The sequence below is a fragment of the Oceaniradius stylonematis genome (assembly GCF_003149475.2).
In the GTDB taxonomy this organism is placed as follows: Bacteria; Pseudomonadota; Alphaproteobacteria; order Rhizobiales; family Rhizobiaceae; genus Roseitalea; species Roseitalea stylonematis.
This window is the reverse complement of the sequence record NZ_QFWV02000004.1, coordinates 222777-240762: the sequence shown is the minus strand read 5'-3', so window position 1 is coordinate 240762 and position 17986 is coordinate 222777. Positions and strand designations below refer to the sequence as shown.

Here is a 17986-nt window from a genome sequence, read left to right as displayed (position 1 = left end):
GCGAGCGCTGCCGCGCCGGTTTTTGTTTCGGGCCGTGACCGGCTGTGCCATAACACGGCCATGAACGTCCATGCTCCGAAACCCTCCGATTTCGCCCATGTCCGTGAATGGGTTTTCGATCTCGACAACACGCTCTACCCGCACCATTCCAACCTGTTTTCGCAGATCGATGTGGCGATGACCGGCTATGTGTCGGAGTTGTTGCAGGTGCCGCGCGACGAGGCGCGCAAGGTCCAGAAGGACTATTACAAACAGTATGGCACGACGCTGGCCGGCCTCATGCAGCGCCATGATGTCGACCCGGACGATTTTCTCGAGAAGGTCCACGATATCGACTATTCGTGGCTCGATCCCGATCCGGCGCTTGGCGATGCCATCCGCGCGCTGCCGGGGCGAAAGTTCATCTTCACCAATGGCGACAAGGGCCATGCCGAGCGCGCCGCGCGCCAACTTGGCATTCTCGACCATTTCGACGAGATCTTCGACATCGTCGCCGCCGATCTGGTGCCCAAGCCGGCCGGCGCGACCTATGACAAGTTCCGCGCGCTCCACCGTGTTGATTGCACACGCGCCGCCATGTTCGAGGATCTGGCGCGCAACCTGACGGTTCCCAAGCAATTGGGCATGAAGACCGTGCTGATCGTTCCGCGCAATTTCGAGGCGGCTTTCTCCGAGATCTGGGAGCGGGACGATGTCGACGATCAGGTCGACCACGTCACCGACGATCTGGCCGGTTTTTTGAGGGCCATCCTGCCGGGCCTTTGACGGCGCTGCCTGGCCAACAAGAATGGTGCCGCTGATAGGACTCGAACCTACGACCCCATCATTACGAATTGTATTTCGTAATGATTTCAGAGAGTTATATGCCCTACTATTCTGTTGGACCGTGTTGGACAACCCGTTGGGCTGACTCCACTTTCGGAAGCTGAAGGGTAGCACAGGGTGTCATCCGGTTGCCACCCGGTTCACCCCGCTGCCCTACTAGAAAACTGCTAATCCCGATCTGCCCTACTAATCGGCGATCTGCACCCCTGCCCCCCGGACCTCCCCCCATCAACGGCGCTCACGGTTCGGGGCGGGGAGCGGAACGGGTGGATGTCGGGATGTCGCGCAATCGTGCTTGACCGAAAGGCTAGTTTTCATCTGCCCCTTCGGCTTCGACAACGACAGATCGATCCGCGAAGAACGCTTCATCGACTTCCAGAAGATCGACAGGTTTCCGCCGAACGCCAATCTGATGTTTCACCACAAGCTCCAGAAGCCTGTCGCCGTCTATCAGGGTGATTGGCGCGGCGCCCGGAAACAGCGCAGACTCTTCCACGCCGCGCGCGAACGGTCCCAGCGTGATGATGGTGCCGCGAATGGCGCGGTGATAGGGAAGCGCACCGCGCAACTCATCGATGACCCGGCGGCCGATGGTCGATTCCGTGCGCTTCACCTGAACGACTTCCGTGATCTCGGTGATGCCGAACTGATAATTGGCCACCACGTCGATTCCCTTGTCGCCGGACTGCCGCGTCACCTCGACATTCTCATAGTCCATCGCCTCCAAGAGCTCTTTGACGAAGTGCTCGAAGGCGTAGGGCTCCAATCCCATCAGTCGGCGGCGCAAAGCCTCGATCTGAGCCTCATTGAAGGCGCGAACCGCAAGGGCGACATCGGTGCGCTGGGACGAGGGCTTCCGGTCAGCCGCGCTTTCGGGAAACGACTTGAGATAAGAAAGTCCGCTATCTGTAATGCTGTAGCGGTTTCCATCCCGCTCCACGAGACCGCGTTCCACCAGATTCAGAAGGCGGCGGCGAAGCGTGTCGCCGAATACTTTTTGAGTTGAGAACTTCGAGACCGCCAGCAAATAGGCGCCCCAGTCATCGATCAGGTCCGAGCGTTTGGCCTGCGGCGTTTCCGCGACCAGCGACAGGATCTTGGGGATGCCTTCGCCGGCGTCGAGCTCCTGAAGCAGCGCCGGGTCATCGGCAAGAAACCGCTCGCCTCTGTCGCCAAGTACATATCGGTTCGCGGACTGGCCAAGAAGGTTCAGCCGGTTGATGAAGAGGTAACAGCCATAGACGTGCCGGGGATTGACCGTCTTGCCGCTATCTATCCACACCTTGGTTGCAAGCCGCGCATGTTCGCCGGACAGACGCTCCGCGATCCAGGTATCCGGGTCTGACCAGTCGACCGGGTTCTGTGGCGTGCCGGTCTGGTCGTGAATGGCGGTGATCATGTCACGAACGGCCCGCACAGCTTCGCCATCCCATGCGTGCAGGCAACGCTTGACCTGCCCGTATAGGGGGAAAAGCGGCGCGCGGACGATCGGTTCTTGGTCCTCGGACATTTTTCCTCTCCCATCTGGCTTCAGCGGCGCTGAGCCTGCGTCTTCGGCATTGCTTTGCTGACTCCTACGTGATTCTTTGTCCCAAAGCCCGTCAAGTGATTTGGGGAGACGAGATGCCACGGGGCAAGTCAAAAAAAGACAAGACAACAGCTACCCAGAAGACATCCACTTCTCTTGGCTTCGAGGCCAAGCTTTGGGCGATGGCGGACAAGTTGCGCTCCAATATGGACGCGGCGGAATACAAGAATGTCGTTCTCGGCCTGATTTTCCTGAAATTCATCTCCGACAAGTTCAACGCCAAATACGCCGACCTCGAAGCGCGCAAAGACACCGACTACACCGACCCCGAGGACCGCGACGAGTATGTCTCCGAGAACGTCTTCTGGGTTCCGAAGGGCGCGCGCTGGGCGGATATTCAAGCCAAGGCGCCGACGCCCGAGATCGGGCAGGTGGTGGACGACGCCATGCGAGCCATCGAGGCAGAAAACCCCGCCCTCGAAGGCGTCCTGCCAAAGACCTATGCCCGCGCAGATCTTGACAAGCGCCTGCTTGGCGAGGTGATCAACCTTGTCGGCAGTGTCGAGATGATCGCCGAACAGGAACATCATCAGGGCAACGATATCCTCGGGCGAGTCTATGAATACTTCATCGGCCAGTTCGCCGCCGCCGAGGGCAAGAAGGGCGGCCAGTTCTACACCCCGTCCTGCGTGGTCGAACTTCTGGTGCGGATGATCGAGCCCTATAAGGGCCGCGTCTATGATCCGTGCTGCGGGTCGGGCGGCATGTTCGTTCAATCCGAGAAATTCGTCGAAGCCCATGGCGGCGGGCGCGACGACCTCTCCGTCTACGGCCAGGAATCCAACCCCCAGACATGGCGGCTTGCCCGGATGAACCTCGCCATCCGCGGCATCACGGCCAATCTCGGCCCGCGCGCGGCGGATAGTTTTCACGACGATCTGCACAAGGACCTGAAGGCCGACTTCATCCTCGCCAACCCGCCGTTCAACGTCTCGGACTGGGGCGGCGAGCGCCGCAAGTCCGATGTGCGCTGGAAGTTCGGCGTGCCGCCCGCGTCCAATGCCAACTTCGCGTGGATGCAGCACATGGTGCACCATCTCGCGCCGCACGGGCTTGCGGGCTTCGTGCTGGCCAACGGCTCGCTCTCGTCGAACCAGTCCGGCGAAGGCGAAATCCGCGCTGAGATGATCCGCCGTGACATCGTCGATTGCATCGTCTCCCTGCCGGGGCAGTTGTTCTACACCACGCAGATTCCGGTCTGCCTGTGGTTCCTCGCCCGCGACAAGTCGAACGGCATCCTGAAAGACAAGCGCCTGCGGGACCGGCGCGGGGAAACCCTGTTCATCGACGCCCGCGCGCTGGGGCACATGGAGACGCGCACCCTGAAGGTGCTCACGAGCCCGGACGATGCGGGCGAAGGCGAAGACAGCGATATCGGCCGGATTGTCGAGGCCTATCACGCATGGCGCGAAGGCCGCGATGATTACGAAGATGTGCCCGGCTTCTGCAAGGCGGTGAAAAATGAGGAGATTGAGGCGCAGGGTTTTGTGCTGACTCCAGGCCGCTTCGTCGGAGCCGCCAAGGTGGAGGAGGACGACACGCCCTTCGCAGAACGGTTCGCTGCGCTGACGGCGAAACTGGAGGCGCAGCAAGAAGAGGCCGCCAAGCTGGATGTGAAGATCGCGGCTGGGCTGACAATGGTCAAAGTCAATGGTTGATTGGCCGCAATGCCGCATCCGAGATCTCGGGGCCGTCTTTGATGGCCCTCATGCGACGCCGAAAACCGTTGAAGAAGGTCCGCTATTTCTTGGCATCGGCTCTTTGGTTGACGGACGGATTGATCTTTCAACGACGCGCCACGTTACCGAAGAAGATTTCGCAAAGTGGACGAAGAGGGTAACCCCGCAACCGGATGACTTCGTATTTTCCTATGAAACGCGAATAGGTGAAGCTGCACTAATCCCAAAAGACCTACGCTGCTGTCTTGGGAGACGTATGGGGCTTATTCGGCTCGATAAGAAGCGTGTTGATCCAAGATTTTTCCTCTACGCCTACTTGTCGCCGCAATACCAAGAGTTTCTGCGGCGACAGACTGTCCATGGCGCTACGGTTGATCGGCTCCTTCTGACCGAGATGCCCGAGTTTCTTTTCCCCTGCCCGGACATTGCCGAGCAAACGGCTATTGGAACGATTCTCGGCGCGCTCGATGACAAGATCGAGTTGAACCGGCGGATGAATGAGACACTGGAGGAACTCGCGCGGGCGATCTTCAAGAGCTGGTTCGTCGATTTCGACCCTGTCCACGCCAAGGCCGAAGGCCGCGACACCGGCCTCGCCCCCGACCTCGCTGCCCTCTTCCCAGACCGGTTCGGCGACAATGGCCTGCCGGAGGGGTGGGATACCGCCCCCCTGTTGGATTTGGCGAACTGGGACAATGGCGCCGCATACAAGAATATGCACTTCAGCGATGAGTCCGATGCGCTCCCTGTCGTCAAAATAGCAGAGCTTAAGGCAGGCGTTACCGGACAAACAAAACGGACGAACACCCAGCTTGGAGATCGCTATCGCATCGATAATGGCGAGCTTCTTTTCTCATGGTCCGGCAACCCGGAGACATCTATCGACGCCTTTGTATGGGTGGGCGGTTCCGCTTGGCTAAACCAACACATTTTCGCTGTCAGAGAAAACGGGTGCCGCAGCAAAGCGTACCTCCACACAGCCCTACGTTTTCTGAAACCGGAATTCACGCGAATTGCAGCGAACAAGCAAACAACTGGCTTAGGACATGTGACAAAAGGGGACATGCAAAGGTTGTTTTTGCCCGAACCTTTGCCAGAATTACTGACGGCATTTGACCAAATTGTTTTGCTAATATTTGAACGTTTCCGCGTTGCGCTAGAGGAAAGCCGAAATCTCGCCGCACTTCGCGACCTTCTCCTCCCCAAACTGATGTCCGGCGAGATTCGCATCAGGGATGCGGAGAAGCTCGCCGGCGAAGCGGGAGCGTGACGCGCCATGCCGTTTGTCATGCAGCAGATGCGGGCGGTGATTGAACGGTTCCCAGATACCGGTGATGGCTTCCGCCGAGAGCTTGAAGCCATCGAGGCCAATGTCGAAACCAACCCCCATATCTGTCTCGGGTTAGCGCGATCCTTCCTCGAAACCTGCTGTCTCACCATCGAGCTTGAGCGCGATGGAGCCGTCGCCCAAGCTAGCGGACGCGCCGACGATCTGCCGCAACGTGCGAAGAAACTGATTGACCGCATTGTTCTGGGTTTTGAGGGACACCCGGAGCAGACGGCTATCGAACAACACCTTACGGCGCTTGCAGGAAGCCTCAACGGCGCTGTGCGCGCGCTCTCCCAATTGTCCAATATTCCGGGGCTCCGCCATGGCGGAGCATCGGCCTGGACCGGTGCAGAGCAGCGCCATGCCGCCCTTCTGGCCGTGGCTGTCGATGCACTTTCGGCCTTCTTGTTCGAATGCCACCGCGAAGAGCTTTTGAGGACTGACCGCGCACCCGTGCGGTACGATGATGAGCCTGACTTCAACACTTCATTCGACGATGAGTGGCCGGTGGAGATCGCTACTTATCGCTACAATGCAAGTGAAGTCCTGTTCTTGCTCGACCCCGAAGCTTACAAGTCAGAGCTGGCCGGTTGGAAGTCGGCCCAACCCGTGCAAGCAGAAGCGGAAACAGATTGATGGAGTATGTCCAGTCCGCCAGTTCACCCCCTCTCGGCTTTCGCGAAGCGGCTGTCGAAAGCGCGGCCATGGCGTGGTTCGAGGCCATCGGCTGGCGGACGCTGGACGGCAGCTATCTGGCCCCGGACGGTCCCGGCGCGCCGCGCGGCTCCTATGGCGATGTGATTCTCCTATCGCGGCTTGAGGATGCGCTATTCCGCCTGAACCCCGCCATCGGCTCGGACGGCATCGCCGCCGCGCTGCGCAAGGTGCAGGATGTGGAGAGCCAGGACCTCTTGGACCAGAACCGGCGGATGATGCGGCTGATGCGCGACGGGGTCGATGTCGAGACCCGCGATCCCGAACACGGTGTCATCACCCGCAAGGTGCGGCTGTTTGATTTCGACGATCCTTTCGCCAATGATTATCTTGCCGCGAACCAGTTCACCGTCGTGGAGGGCAAGGAGCATCGCCGGCTCGACATCGCCTGTTTCGTCAACGGCCTGCCGCTCGCCATCATGGAACTGAAGGACGCGGTGAACGCCGACGCAACGGTGCGGCGCGCCTTCAACCAGATTGGAACCTACAAGGCGAGCATCCCGACCTTCTTCCGCTATAACGGCGCCATCGTTATCTCCGACGGGATGGAAGCGCGCATCGGCTCGCTGACAGCAGGTTTTGACCGCTTCGCCCCATGGCGCACGGTGGACGGGCGGGAGATTGCGGGCAAGGGCGAAGCGGAGCTGGAAACGATCATCAAGGGCGTGTTTCACCCAGATCGCTTCCTCGATCTGGTCGTGAATTTCGGCGCCTATGAAATTCAGGACGGCGCGGCGCGCGGCAAGAAGCTGGCCGGGTATCACCAGTTTCACGCCGTCAACAAGGCGGTCCGCGCCACCGAGGGCGCAGCGTCCGCAGGCTCCCGCAAAGCGGGCGTGGTCTGGCATACGCAAGGCTCGGGCAAGAGCCTGACCATGGCGTTCTATGTCTCAAAGCTGGAACGCAGCGCCAAGCTTAAAAACCCCACGGTGATCATCGTCACCGACCGCAACGATCTCGACGATCAGCTCTTCGGCACGTTCACCGACCATCCGGACCTGTTCCGCGTCACCCCGGAAAACGCCGAGGACCGGGACGATCTGCGCGACAAGCTGCGGCGCGGGTCGGGTGGCGTCATCTTCACGACGATGCAGAAATTCGCGCCCGAAGGCGACGGGCGCAACGACGCCATCAGCGACCGCGACAATGTCATCGTCATCGCCGACGAGGCGCACCGCACCCAATACGGGCTGAACGCCCGCATCGACAAGAAGACCGGCAAGACGCGCTATGGCCTCGCGGTCCATCTCCGCGACCTGCTGCCCAACGCCACCTTCATAGGCTTCACTGGAACGCCTATCGAGCTGGTCGGGCGGGACACCTACAATGTCTTCGGTGATGTCATCGACACCTACGACATCGCCCAATCGGTCGAGGACGGCGCGACGGTACCGATCTACTACACGGCCCGGCTGGCGCAGCTTCACCTCGATTCCGATGCGCGGGCGGTTCTGGACGAAGGGTCCGACGATCTGCTCGAAGGCGAGGAGGCGAGCGAGCGGGAGAAGCACAAATCGCGGTGGTCGCGCCTTGAAGCCATCGCAGGGGCGCCGGAACGCGTCAAGCTCATCGCCGCTGACCTTGTGGAACACTTCGAACATCGGCTCGACGCGATGGGTGGCGGCAAGGGCATGGTCGTCGCCATGAGCCGACGCATCGCGGTTGACCTCTATGACGAGATTGTCCGTCTTCGCCCGGACTGGGCAAAGGACGGCGCGCTCAACATCGTCATGACGGGCCGCGCGGACGACCCGGAAGAGTTCCGGCCTCATGTCCGCAAGAAAAGTGAGAACAAGAAGCTGGCTGATCGCTTCAAGGATCCTGCCGATCCTTTCAAGCTGGTGATCGTTCGCGACATGTGGCTGACAGGCTTCGACGCGCCGTGCTTGCACACGCTCTATGTGGACAAGCCCATGCGCGGCCATGGCCTCATGCAGGCCATCGCACGCGTCAATCGCGTCTTCGGAGCAAAGCCGGGCGGTCTCGTGGTGGATTACATGGGGCTGGGCGTCGAGCTTCAACAAGCGCTCGCCGCCTATAGCCAGACCGACCGCGACCAGACGGCCAAGGATCAGGACCTCGCGGTCCAGCACCTGCTGACACAACATGAAGCGGTCTGCGACCTGCTGGAGGGCGTGAACTGGCGCGAGTTCTTCAACGCCGATCCTCCGCGCCGCCTTACGATTCTCAAGACGACCGTTGAAGCGATCCTCTCACAGGAGGGCGGACGCAAGCGCTATCTCGATCTGGCGACAGCCTTGGCCAGCGCGTTTGCATTGGCCGCTGGTACGGCGGAAGCAGATCGATTGCGTGAGGACGTGGCGTTCCTTCTCGCTGTGCGCGCCAATCTCGTAAAATACACGGGCGGACGGCGACGGGACCGGCAGGAGATCGAGTTCGAGTTATCGCAACTCTTGTCCAAGGCGGTGGTTGCCGATGGCCTTTTGGATGTCTTCAAGGAAGCCGGTTTCCAGCAGCCGGATATTGCTGTCCTCTCTGACGAGTTCCTCGAAGAGGTTCGCTCCATGGAGCAGAAGAACCTCGCCATCGAGGCTTTGCGCCGACTCGTGAACGGGGAAATCCGGTCAAGAGAGAAGCAGAACGTGGTGGAGGCGCGCCGCTTTTCCGAGCGTCTCGAAGAAGCAATCGCTCGCTATCACAACCGCGCCATCGACAGCGTCCAAGTCATCCAGGAGCTGATTGATCTCGCGAAGGAGATGCAAGCATCCTTGGGGCGTGGCGAGGACTTGGGCCTCGATCCTGACGAGGTGGCGTTCTATGACGCGCTGGCCGAAAACCGGTCGGCTATCGATGTGCTTGGCAGCAAGGGATTGCGGGAGCTTGCCCAAGAGCTCGTGCGCAGGATGAAACCGCTCGTGACGGTCGACTGGGCGGTGAAGGACAATGTGCGCGCCAAACTTCGCGTTGAGGTGCGCCGTTTACTGAGACAGTACGGCTACCCGCCTGACCTTCAGCAATTGGCGATTGACCTTGTGATGGAACAGGCGAACGTCGTTTGCGAGAAATGGGTGGACGACTGACGGCCTTGGCTATCCTGACACTGCCGATCCCCATGTTCGCCCCCTCGCGCATGCGCGCGTGTTGGATGCAGCGTCCGGGTCATGGACTGGATGCCTTTTTGTGTCATAAGTATCTGACATCACTAGTAATTTCACGTTAGTGACGTTAGTTCGAGGTGAGGCCGGAAGGAGGTCTCACCATGCCAAGTCTACGTCTGACGCGTCAGTCCGTTGACGCACTGCCCTTCACCCAGAGCGGACAAACCTTTTATCGCGACACGCTTTTGCCGGGCTTCGGCCTTCGGGTCGGGCGGCAATCCAAGGTCTATTTCGCCGAGGGGCAGGTGGACCGGCGCTCCTGTCGGGTGACAATCGGACGGGCCGATCTGTTCGCCGCCGACATCGCCCGCAAGAAGGCGCTCAGCCTGCTGGGCGAGATGGCCGAGGGGCGCAATCCCAACGCCGAGAAGAAACAGGCCGTCACGTCCCGCGTTACGCTGGCCGATGCCTTTGACGCCTTCTTCGCCGCGCGCCCGCATCTGTCACCGCATACGGTGCTGAACTATTCGCGCTCATCCCGTATCTATCTCAAGGCGTGGCGCAGGAAGCCGGTCAATGAGATCACCCGGCAAATGGTGCTCAAGCGCCATCAGGACCTGTCGGCGGAAATCGGCAAGACCACGGCGAACAACGTCATGCGGCATCTTCGGTCGGTCTATAATTTCACCGCCGCGACGCATGATGAGTTTCCGCCCAATCCGGTCACCATCCTGACGCAGGCGCGGGCATGGCACCGCGAGCAGCGGCGGCAGACGCTGGTGACGGCTCAGGACCTGCCCCAATGGTGGAAGGCGGTCATGGCCGAGCCGGATTATTCTCGCGACTTTCTGCTCATGGCGCTGTTCACCGGCATGCGCCGGGGCGAACTGATGGCGTTGCGCTGGGAGAATGTGGACCTCGTCGCGCGGACGCTGCATCTGCCCAGGACGAAGAATGGCGACCCGCTGCNTGTTTCCCGGTCCAGGGCGGGACGGGCATTTGAAGGAGACTAAGAAATTCCTGCTCCGCGTCAGCGCCGGATCGGGCGTGACCTTCACGCTTCACGATCTGCGGCGCACCTTCATCACCATCGCCGAAAGCCTCGACGTTCCCTATTACGCGCTCAAGCGCCTGCTGAACCACCGCGCCAATGGCGACGTAACGGGCGGCTATATCGTCGTGAACGCCGAGCGCTTGCGCGGGCCGGTGGAACAGGTCGCGGCCCGGATACTGGAGCTGGCCAATGTCAGGCAGTGACTCCACTTTTCTCGCGCCGTTCGGGGATGGATCAAGCGTGCTGGAACGCGTTCTTCTGGCGATCATCGAAGCGCACACGACGCCCGAGACCGAAGGCCGTCAGCAGGAACGGCTGGGCACGGCCATGAGAGCGCTTGTCGGGCCGGTCACGGAACGCGAGCGGCAGATTAAACAGGCGGTCCGCTACATGGTTCGGGAGCGGCAGCGGGACATCTGCGAGGCCGAACTTGCGGCGATACCATCCAGCCGAACGGCTACTGCGGCCTCAGCCCGTCCGATTGCGCAACTGGCCGAAGCGGCGGCGCGTAAGGTCGTGGGCTGCTCCACACCTGCAGAGCTTCGCGCCGTTGCGCGGTTTCTCTCTCAGCGCTACCGCCTGTCCGCCCAGACGCGCCCGATGGAGCCTGACCCCATCACCGCAGCGCTGGAAGAAGAAGCCGTGGGGCGCATATTGGCGGAACTAGAGGAATGGGGTGTTTCTACGCGCTACTGATCGAGGCGGCACATCGCGCACAGAGATCAAGCGCTTAAGAGCCAATCGTTGGACTGGCTTTCGCGGAACGCTCCTTCAGATTGAGACGCCCGAACTTATCTGTCATGATGAATGTAGATGCCCTGACAAGCATCTGCCGGATGCGTCCGGTTGCGGTGGGTGACCTATAGTATGGCCCCCGTTTGCGGGTGAAACTCCCGACCGAGGTCGAGAAAGATCGCCGAGATTTCAGGCATTGGCTCAAACCAATGCGTGCTCGCACGCTCGACCTCGAAAGCTTCAGCTATGCAAACCGCAACTATGTCTCGCGCCCGTGCCGATGGCGCGTTCACTCCCGCAATCCAGGCGCAACCCCGCCACCCCGACCGGCTCCTGACGACCGGTCAGGTCGCGACCCTCACCACCATGAGCGAGTCGTGGCTGTGCAAGGGACGGGTTTACGGCTGGGGACCCAAATACATCCGCTTCGGGACCTCGGAAAAGGGCGGCGCAATCCGCTACCGCTGGTCGGACATTTTGCTCTACGTCGAGCGGAATGTCTGTGATCCGGAGGCTGGTAGCCATGACTGATTTCAGCCTCACCGCGGAACAGCAGTTCGCCTCGCCCTCCGGCGCGGCGGTCTTTTATAACCGGCTCGGCTGGGAGCCGCTCGTGCTCCCCGAGCGCAAGAAAGCGCCGAAGGGCAGGTGGGGCGATCTGCCCCGCCTGTCCGACGAAGAACTGTCACGCAAGTTCGGCGCGACCAATAATGTGGGCATTGCGCTGGGCGACAGGTCGGGCGGGCTGGTCGATCTCGACTTCGACTGGCCGGAAGCGGCCCGGATCGCGGACGCGGTCTTGCCGGATTTGCCCAGCTTCGGTCGGGCGACATCCCCCCGGAGCCATCGCCTCGCCCGGTGCAAGCTGCCGAAGAACCGGCAATTTAAGATCCCGTCCAGCGCTGCCCACCTGTTCGAGGCGGAGCGGTCTGTGGTGCTGGAGCTTCGCGGCGATGGATTGCAGACCATGGTTCCGCCCTCGGTGCACCCGAACGGCGAAACTGTGCGCTGGCACGATGACCCGCGCGGCGTACCTGACGCAGACCCCGAGGATATATCGCGGCGGGCGGGGGTAACGGCTGCCCTCGCTGTGGTGCTGTCCAAGTATCCGGCGACACGGGGCAACCGCGACAATATCTGTCTCGCCCTGACTGGCGTTCTCGTGCGTGCAGGTTGGGGTGACGATGACGTTGACCGCTGGGTCGAGCATGTCGCAACGCTGGCTGGCGACGAGGAAGCGGCCAAGCGCAGCGGCAAGGCCGCTGCGGCGCGTGAACGCTTCGATGCGGGCGAGGACGTGTGGGGCATACCGGCGCTCTGCGAGCATCTCGGTATCGAGCCGATGGCCGACACCCTCCGGGGATGGCTTGGCGTCTCCGGCGACGGACCGGGCGAGGAGGGCGCTGCGATCCTCGTCCGTCCCGGCTTCCTGCCGCAAGCGGTCGACGCGGCGGAAACGGCTCTGCTTGCTGCGGGCGTGCCGATCTACCAGCGCTATGACAGCCTTGTTCGTCCTGTTCGGCTGACCGTCAGCGCCCAGGAAGATGGCGTGGGCCGCGACAGCGGCGCTCTTATCCTGCAACCGGTTGTGGCGGCATGGCTCCGCGAGCAACTCGCGCTCACATCGAAATGGCTCAAGGAGAAAGACGACACGGTCCGGCGCGTTGATCCGCCCGCACAAGCGCCTGTGGCCTATCTGGCCCGTGTAGGCGATTGGCGGGTTCCGTTCCTTCAGGGCGTGATCCAGAGCCCGACGCTCCGGGCGGACGGCACGGTGCTGCAGGAGCCGGGATACGACCGGGCTACCGCTCTGCTCTACGATCCGGGGAATGTGGTATTTCCGGCGGTCCCTGAAGCACCGACCAGGGCCGACGCGGAAAAGGCCATCGCCATTCTCGCCAAGCCGTTTCGCGATTTCTGCTTTGCCAGCGAGGCGGACAGAAGCGTAACGCTCGTCGCAGTGCTGACGGCGCTGGTCAGACCGATGTTTCCGGCCGCCCCGCTGTTCGCCATCGATGCGCCGACTGCGGGAACGGGCAAATCGCTGCTCGCCGAGACAATCGGTGTGATCGCCACGGGGCACAAGCCGGCGATGCTGTCGCAGGGCTATAATGGAGAAGAGGATCAAAAGCGGCTGTCCTCGGTACTCATGGCAGGCGATCAGGTCATCATCATCGACAATTGCGACCGGCCCATTCAGGGCGACTTCCTGTGCTCCATGCTGACGCAAGAACGGGTGCGCCCGCGCATTCTTGGCAAATCCGAAATGCGGACGCTGCCCACACGCTGCCTCGTCATGGCGACCGGGAACAATCTGACCCTCTCCGGCGACGTCACGCGGCGCGCGCTGATCTGCCGGATGGATCCCGGCATGGAACGACCGGACCAGCGCCAGTTCAGCTTTGATCCCCGTGTCGAGGCGCGCGCCAACCGCCCCGAACTGGTCATGGCAGGGCTGACCGTGTTGCGCGCCTATATCGAGGCAGGACGACCGATGCCACGCGACACAATCGGTTCGTTCGAAGCCTGGAACCTTGTGCGCGAAGCCCTTCTGTGGCTCGGGCAAGACGATCCCGCTGATACCCGTGAGCGCATTCTTGCCGACGACCCGGCGAAGGCGGTGCTGCTCGATCTGCTTCGCCTCTGGCGGTCAGCCTTGCAGGATCGCCCCGTGACCCTCGCAGAACTGGCGACGATGGCGGACAAGCAGGGCAAGGGACCGGCACAGGACCTTGTCGCGGAGCTGATCGCGACCACCCGTTATCAGCACTTCAACGCGCGCAGCGTCGGGCGGTTTCTGGCCAAACATGTTGACCGCATTGTCGGCGGTCTGGTGCTGCTGTCCGAATCCGATGGCTCGGGCGTGAAGACCTATCGTGTCCGAGATGTCACCGCCTCAGCGCGGGCCGGAAGGGACATCGAGCCATCGCCGTTCTGAGGATGGCGGGAACCGGAAAGCATAACCGGGTTTGACAGGGTATTACGGGTTTGCGCCAACCGCGCGCTACCGCTGCAAACCCGCCTAACCCCTCAAAACCACAAAGCCCGGCAGGCATGGCGCTTGCCGGGCTTTTAGTGTGCCCTCAGAGCCGCCTCAGATGTCCGAGGAGGGCTTTTTGGGCAGGGTGTGGGGGTGTATGCCCGGCAGGGGCAGCACGGTTGCCTCGGGCCGCTCATCGGCGACCGCCTCCGCGCCCTGATGTGCATGGATTCGCCAGATGCCGGTCTGGTCGGCGAATACCGTATAGGCGAGCGTTCCGTCCCCAGTCGGCGCTGCAGACCGGCTCTTGAGCCGGTAATCGAGACCTATCCAAAGCGCCCCCAGCGCGAAGGCCGGAGGCACGATCAGCCACAGCGTCTTCATCCAGTCCGACAGCGACTGATAGGTGTCGAACAAGTCCTGCCAGAAATTGTAGCTTTCCAAGGTGGCCTGCTCCCGTTCAGCAGAACCACTATATCCCAAAATGGGATAATCCGAAACTGGGATTATTGATCCGGCTTCCGGAACTGGAAGCCATGACCAAAAGCCTGCATACGCCTGAATATACAGCCCTGCTCCGCACCCTGATTGATACGCGAAAGCGAAGCGGCATGACGCAACAGGACGTGGCTGACAGGCTCGGAAAACCGCAATCCTATATCGCCAAAGTCGAAGGCGGGGAGCGGCGTTTGGATGTTGTCGAGTTCGTGGCGTTAGCGAAGGCGATGGACGAGAATCCAACAGCGGTCTTTGACCATCTTCTTGCCGCGCTCGACGCCATACCGAATTAGTAGGGTCTAGTAGGGCAGAAAATCAGCAGGCGTGAAATCGCCTCCTGCTCGGATTTCAGGTTGAAAATCAGAGAGTTGGCTGGTGCCGCTTAGGTGACTCGAACACCTGACCCCATCATTACGAATGATGTGCTCTACCAGCTGAGCTAAAGCGGCCTGCCAAACGCAGGGCGACCTACTATCGCCCTACTATATTCCTCATGTCCCCGCCAACCCGCTGGCTTCGAACGTCATTCTCTAGCGGACCCGCTAATTACGAATGACGTGCTCTACCAACTGAGCTACAGCGGCGCCGGGGCGGACGGGACGCGGCGCATCACCGGTTCCGTCCGCCGACGAGCGCTTTAGCGGCGCGCCGGACCAAGATCAAGTGGGTCTTGGCCCGCCGCGCCGTTCCCCGGGCGGCAAGCCGCGTTCGGTGTGACGACCCGGCCGCGGCTGCCGGTGCAAGGTCTCTGCCTTCGCGGCGATCAGACGACCACGATCGGCGCAGGTGTCGGCACCCGGTTGTACAGGTCGATCACATCCTGCTGCATCATCCGGACGCAGCCCGACGACACCGCCTTGCCGATCGTCCAGTATTCCGGCGATCCGTGCACCCGGTAGAGCGTATCGACGCCATCGTCGAAGATGTAGAGCGCGCGGGCGCCCAGCGGGTTGTCGAGGCCCGGCGGCATGCCGCCATTGCGGACGCTCCAGCGCTCGAGTTCCGGCTGGCGCGCGATCATCTCGTCCGGCGGCGTCCAGGTGGGCCATTGACGCTTGTAGGCGACGCGTCCGCGGCCCGACCATTCAAACCCGGCGCGCCCGAGCCCGACGCCGTAACGCATCGCCTGGCCGGCTTCCTGCACCAGGTACAAAAAGAAGTTGGCCGTGTCGACGACCAGCGTGCCCGGCGGCTCGGGTGTCGGATAGGCGACCTGCTGGCGCCAGAATTGCGGCGGCACCTTGGAGATGTCGATCGCCGGCAGAGGAAAACGCTCGCCTGGCATCGGGCCGTAGGCGGCGACGACCGTCGGGGACGGCCGCGAGGGCGCCGGCGGTTGGGTGGCGATGTCGGCGGCGCGGCGCGACGGGCCTGCCGTCGTGCAGCCCGCAAGGCCGAGCCCGGCCAGGCTCGCCGCACCTGCGGCAAACCGGCGTCGTGTCAACGATGTCCGTGTCATCCCAGCACCACCACGCGCGTTCCCAGCGGGACCCGTTCGTAAAGGTCCTCGACATGGGCGTTGATCATCCGGATGCAGCCGTTGGAAACGGACTGCCCGATGCTCCAGGGTTCGGTGGTGCCGTGAATGCGGTACATGGTGTCGCGATTGCCTTTGTATAGATAAAGAGCCCGCGAGCCGAGCGGGTTGCCCGGCCCTCCGGGCACGCCGTTCGCATATTTGGCATATCGGGCAGGATTGCGGCGGATCATGTTGTCGGTCGGCCGCCAGCTCGGCCATTCGGCCTTGCGGCGGATGACCGCGTCGCCCCGGAAGGCAAGGCCGGCCCGGCCGACGCCGACGCCATAGCGGCGCGCGCGTCCCGGCCGCTCGACAAGATAGAGGAAGTGGTTGCGCGGATCGACGACGATCGTGCCGGCCGGATAGCCGGTAAAGCGCACCGGTTGCGGCTCGAATTTCGGATCGAGCTTGAACTCGCGATAACGTTTGGAATGGTGGGCAAGCGCGGGCGCGGTGGTCAGCATCAGACCCGCGGCGGCGCCGGCGGCAAACAGACGTCTGGTAATCATGGGAAACTCCTGATCGGCATGGGTCGGTCGGGCACGGTCGCGCGCCCGGTCGCGGCGGATGCGTCAGGCGATCGGCGGCTTGTTCGGCAACCGTCCATGATGGGCCCTTGCATGACAGGGCGGAGCGTCCGCTTCGGCGGGGATCAGCGTGCTGGCCGCAAGCCGGTGCTGCGGCATCAGGAACACACAGTCGCCATGCCCGTGACAGGGACCCGCCTGCACCTCCGACGCCGCCTGCGCTGTGTCATCGATCCGATCGCCGGTCTTTACGATCTGGGACATGTCGGGCAGGGCCGGCGCCGCGGTCGCCTCAATGGTCGTCCCGGTACAGCTCAGCGTATTGCCCGCCGCACGGTCCAGCGCCGCCGCATGGGTGGCCAGGACTGAGACGAGCAGCAATAGGGCGGTCACGAAACGCATCGGTCAACTGTTAGCCAAGTCATGGTGAATGCACCATGAACGCCCATTCACGAGGTCGTGAGTGTTGCGGCGCCGCAACAGCCGCCGGTGCCGGTCTCAAACGCGTCAGCCACAGATTTCCGCGCGTGCAGCCGCATACTCGGCATCAAGCTGGTCGACATAGTCGGCGACCGGCCGCACAGCCTTGACCGCGCCAATCCCCTGACCGCAACCCCAAATGTCCTTCCACGCCTTGGCGCCGGTGGCTTGGGAGAAATCCATCTTGGAGGGGTCGGCTTCGGGCAGGTCGTCCGGGTCCATGCCGGCCTTTGCGATGGACGGCTTGAGATAGTTGCCGGAAATGCCGGTGAAATAGTTCGAATAGACGATGTCCTTGGCTTCGCTGTCGACGACCATCTGCTTGTAGTCGTCGACGGCGCGCGCCTCCTCGGTCGCGATGAAGGGCGAGCCGATATAGGCCATGTCGGCGCCCATCGCCTGGGCGGCGAGCACCGCCTGCCCCGTGGCGATCGAGCCCGACAGCAGCAGCGGGCCGTCGAACCATTCGCGGATTTCCTGGATCAGCGCGAACGGCGAAAGCGGGCCGGCATGGCCTCCGGCGCCGGCCGCTACCGCGATCAGCCCGTCGGCCCCCTTGCGGATTGCCGAATTGGCGTGCCGGTTGTTGATCACATCGTGCAGCACGATGCCGCCATAGGAATGGATCGCCTGGTTGACCTCCGGAACGGCGCCCAGCGACGAGATCACGATCGGCACCTTGTATTTGACGCACATCGTCAGATCGTGTTCGAGCCGCTTGTTGGAGGTGTGCACGATCTGGTTGACGGCGAACGGCGCCGCCGGCCGCTCTGGATGGGATGCGTTGTGGGCCGCAAGCTCTTCGGTGATCTGGGCCAGCCACTCGTCGAGCTGGCTTTCGGGCCGTGCATTGAGCGCCGGAAACGAGCCGACGATGCCCGCCTTGCACTGGGCCAGCACCAGCGGCGGGTGGGACAGGATGAACATGGGCGCGGCCACGACGGGCAGCCGCAGATCGGTCTTCAAAATGTCGGGAAGGGCCATCGGTCGCTCAAAAT

Annotated in this window: 17 protein-coding genes and 1 tRNA gene; 11 read left to right on the top strand and 7 right to left on the bottom strand. The window is 62.2% G+C overall.

Translation table 11 applies throughout. The annotated features are described in order from the left end of the window. Window positions 1-60 precede the first annotated feature (60 nt). Complete coding sequence (locus DEM25_RS04760) at window positions 61-765, top strand: pyrimidine 5'-nucleotidase (protein WP_109766931.1); 705 nt, start codon at window positions 61-63, stop codon at window positions 763-765. Window positions 766-1132: 367 nt separating this feature from the next. On the opposite strand, the gene DEM25_RS04755 is transcribed toward DEM25_RS04760, so the two are convergent. Continuing rightward, window positions 1133-2224, bottom strand: a complete 1092-nt coding sequence (locus DEM25_RS04755) for a restriction endonuclease (RefSeq protein ID WP_196780274.1) — start codon at window positions 2222-2224, stop codon at window positions 1133-1135. A gap of 224 nt (window positions 2225-2448) precedes the next feature. Here DEM25_RS04755 and DEM25_RS04750 point away from each other — a divergent pair, with 224 nt between their 5' ends. The 9 genes from DEM25_RS04750 to DEM25_RS04715 all read left to right on the top strand — a co-directional run bounded on the left by DEM25_RS04750 (window position 2449) and on the right by DEM25_RS04715 (window position 13922). Continuing rightward, window positions 2449-4071, top strand: coding sequence for a type I restriction-modification system subunit M (locus DEM25_RS04750; protein WP_109766929.1), 1623 nt, complete (start codon window positions 2449-2451; stop codon window positions 4069-4071). Continuing rightward, on the top strand, window positions 4064-5362 hold the full coding sequence (locus DEM25_RS04745; RefSeq protein ID WP_109766928.1) for a restriction endonuclease subunit S: 1299 nt from the start codon (window positions 4064-4066) through the stop codon (window positions 5360-5362). Before DEM25_RS04750 ends, DEM25_RS04745 begins: the two co-directional genes overlap by 8 nt. Window positions 5363-5368: 6 nt before the next feature. Then, entirely contained in the window at window positions 5369-6058 is a 690-nt protein-coding gene (locus DEM25_RS04740; RefSeq protein ID WP_109766927.1) for an abortive infection family protein, read from the top strand. After that, on the top strand, window positions 6058-9177 hold the full coding sequence (locus tag DEM25_RS04735) for a type I restriction endonuclease subunit R (protein ID WP_109766926.1): 3120 nt from the start codon (window positions 6058-6060) through the stop codon (window positions 9175-9177). Before DEM25_RS04740 ends, DEM25_RS04735 begins: the two co-directional genes overlap by 1 nt. A gap of 179 nt (window positions 9178-9356) precedes the next feature. Then, the gene (locus tag DEM25_RS04730; RefSeq protein ID WP_196780273.1) at window positions 9357-10208 is read left to right on the top strand and encodes a tyrosine-type recombinase/integrase; all 852 of its coding nucleotides are present in this window, start codon (window positions 9357-9359) and stop codon (window positions 10206-10208) included. Next, window positions 10195-10452: a site-specific integrase gene (locus DEM25_RS17870; RefSeq protein ID WP_196780272.1), complete on the top strand. Its 258-nt coding sequence runs from the start codon at window positions 10195-10197 to the stop codon at window positions 10450-10452. Before DEM25_RS04730 ends, DEM25_RS17870 begins: the two co-directional genes overlap by 14 nt. Next, the gene (locus DEM25_RS04725) at window positions 10439-10945 is read left to right on the top strand and encodes a hypothetical protein (RefSeq protein ID WP_109766924.1); all 507 of its coding nucleotides are present in this window, start codon (window positions 10439-10441) and stop codon (window positions 10943-10945) included. Before DEM25_RS17870 ends, DEM25_RS04725 begins: the two co-directional genes overlap by 14 nt. 405 nt (window positions 10946-11350) lie before the next feature. Beyond that, window positions 11351-11515 carry a hypothetical protein gene (locus tag DEM25_RS17730; RefSeq protein WP_158585165.1) on the top strand — a complete coding sequence of 55 codons (165 nt, stop codon included), beginning with the start codon at window positions 11351-11353 and terminating at the stop codon, window positions 11513-11515. Then, entirely contained in the window at window positions 11487-13922 is a 2436-nt protein-coding gene (locus DEM25_RS04715; protein WP_158585164.1) for a bifunctional DNA primase/polymerase, read from the top strand. The genes DEM25_RS17730 and DEM25_RS04715 overlap by 29 nt, the downstream gene beginning before the upstream one ends. Before the next feature lie 156 nt (window positions 13923-14078). Here DEM25_RS04715 and DEM25_RS04710 read toward each other — a convergent pair whose 3' ends face one another. Continuing rightward, window positions 14079-14408: a hypothetical protein gene (locus DEM25_RS04710; protein WP_109766921.1), complete on the bottom strand. Its 330-nt coding sequence runs from the start codon at window positions 14406-14408 to the stop codon at window positions 14079-14081. Between the two features lie 92 nt (window positions 14409-14500). Between DEM25_RS04710 and DEM25_RS04705 the strand changes: the two genes are divergently transcribed. Next, window positions 14501-14755, top strand: coding sequence for a helix-turn-helix domain-containing protein (locus DEM25_RS04705; protein ID WP_109766920.1), 255 nt, complete (start codon window positions 14501-14503; stop codon window positions 14753-14755). A gap of 80 nt (window positions 14756-14835) precedes the next feature. Here DEM25_RS04705 and DEM25_RS04700 read toward each other — a convergent pair. The 5 genes from DEM25_RS04700 to DEM25_RS04680 form a co-directional block, all read right to left on the bottom strand. Further along, a tRNA-Thr gene (locus DEM25_RS04700) sits at window positions 14836-14911 on the bottom strand. Window positions 14912-15225: 314 nt separating this feature from the next. Continuing rightward, entirely contained in the window at window positions 15226-15921 is a 696-nt protein-coding gene (locus tag DEM25_RS04695; protein ID WP_109766919.1) for a L,D-transpeptidase, read from the bottom strand. Further along, the gene (locus tag DEM25_RS04690) at window positions 15918-16490 is read right to left on the bottom strand and encodes a L,D-transpeptidase (protein WP_196780271.1); all 573 of its coding nucleotides are present in this window, start codon (window positions 16488-16490) and stop codon (window positions 15918-15920) included. The genes DEM25_RS04695 and DEM25_RS04690 overlap by 4 nt, the downstream gene beginning before the upstream one ends. A 63-nt stretch (window positions 16491-16553) precedes the next feature. Beyond that, on the bottom strand, window positions 16554-16901 hold the full coding sequence (locus DEM25_RS04685; protein WP_147393273.1) for a hypothetical protein: 348 nt from the start codon (window positions 16899-16901) through the stop codon (window positions 16554-16556). A 114-nt stretch (window positions 16902-17015) separates the two neighbouring features. Continuing rightward, the gene (locus tag DEM25_RS04680; RefSeq protein WP_109766917.1) at window positions 17016-17972 is read right to left on the bottom strand and encodes an NAD(P)H-dependent flavin oxidoreductase; all 957 of its coding nucleotides are present in this window, start codon (window positions 17970-17972) and stop codon (window positions 17016-17018) included. Window positions 17973-17986: the final 14 nt, after the last annotated feature.

Bases quoted from the DNA above. Each gene is read 5' to 3' on its own strand.
- DEM25_RS04760 (WP_109766931.1), top strand. From the start codon at position 61: ATGAACGTCCATGCTCCGAAACCCTCCGATTTCGCCCATGTCCGTGAA.
- DEM25_RS04755 (WP_196780274.1), bottom strand. From the start codon at position 2,224: ATGATCACCGCCATTCACGACCAGACCGGCACGCCACAGAACCCGGTC.
- DEM25_RS04750 (WP_109766929.1), top strand. From the start codon at position 2,449: ATGCCACGGGGCAAGTCAAAAAAAGACAAGACAACAGCTACCCAGAAG.
- DEM25_RS04745 (WP_109766928.1), top strand. From the start codon at position 4,064: ATGGTTGATTGGCCGCAATGCCGCATCCGAGATCTCGGGGCCGTCTTT.
- DEM25_RS04740 (WP_109766927.1), top strand. From the start codon at position 5,369: ATGCCGTTTGTCATGCAGCAGATGCGGGCGGTGATTGAACGGTTCCCA.
- DEM25_RS04735 (WP_109766926.1), top strand. From the start codon at position 6,058: ATGGAGTATGTCCAGTCCGCCAGTTCACCCCCTCTCGGCTTTCGCGAA.
- DEM25_RS04725 (WP_109766924.1), top strand. From the start codon at position 10,439: ATGTCAGGCAGTGACTCCACTTTTCTCGCGCCGTTCGGGGATGGATCA.
- DEM25_RS17730 (WP_158585165.1), top strand. From the start codon at position 11,351: ATGAGCGAGTCGTGGCTGTGCAAGGGACGGGTTTACGGCTGGGGACCC.
- DEM25_RS04705 (WP_109766920.1), top strand. From the start codon at position 14,501: ATGACCAAAAGCCTGCATACGCCTGAATATACAGCCCTGCTCCGCACC.
- DEM25_RS04695 (WP_109766919.1), bottom strand. From the start codon at position 15,921: ATGACACGGACATCGTTGACACGACGCCGGTTTGCCGCAGGTGCGGCG.
- DEM25_RS04690 (WP_196780271.1), bottom strand. From the start codon at position 16,490: ATGATTACCAGACGTCTGTTTGCCGCCGGCGCCGCCGCGGGTCTGATG.
- DEM25_RS04680 (WP_109766917.1), bottom strand. From the start codon at position 17,972: ATGGCCCTTCCCGACATTTTGAAGACCGATCTGCGGCTGCCCGTCGTG.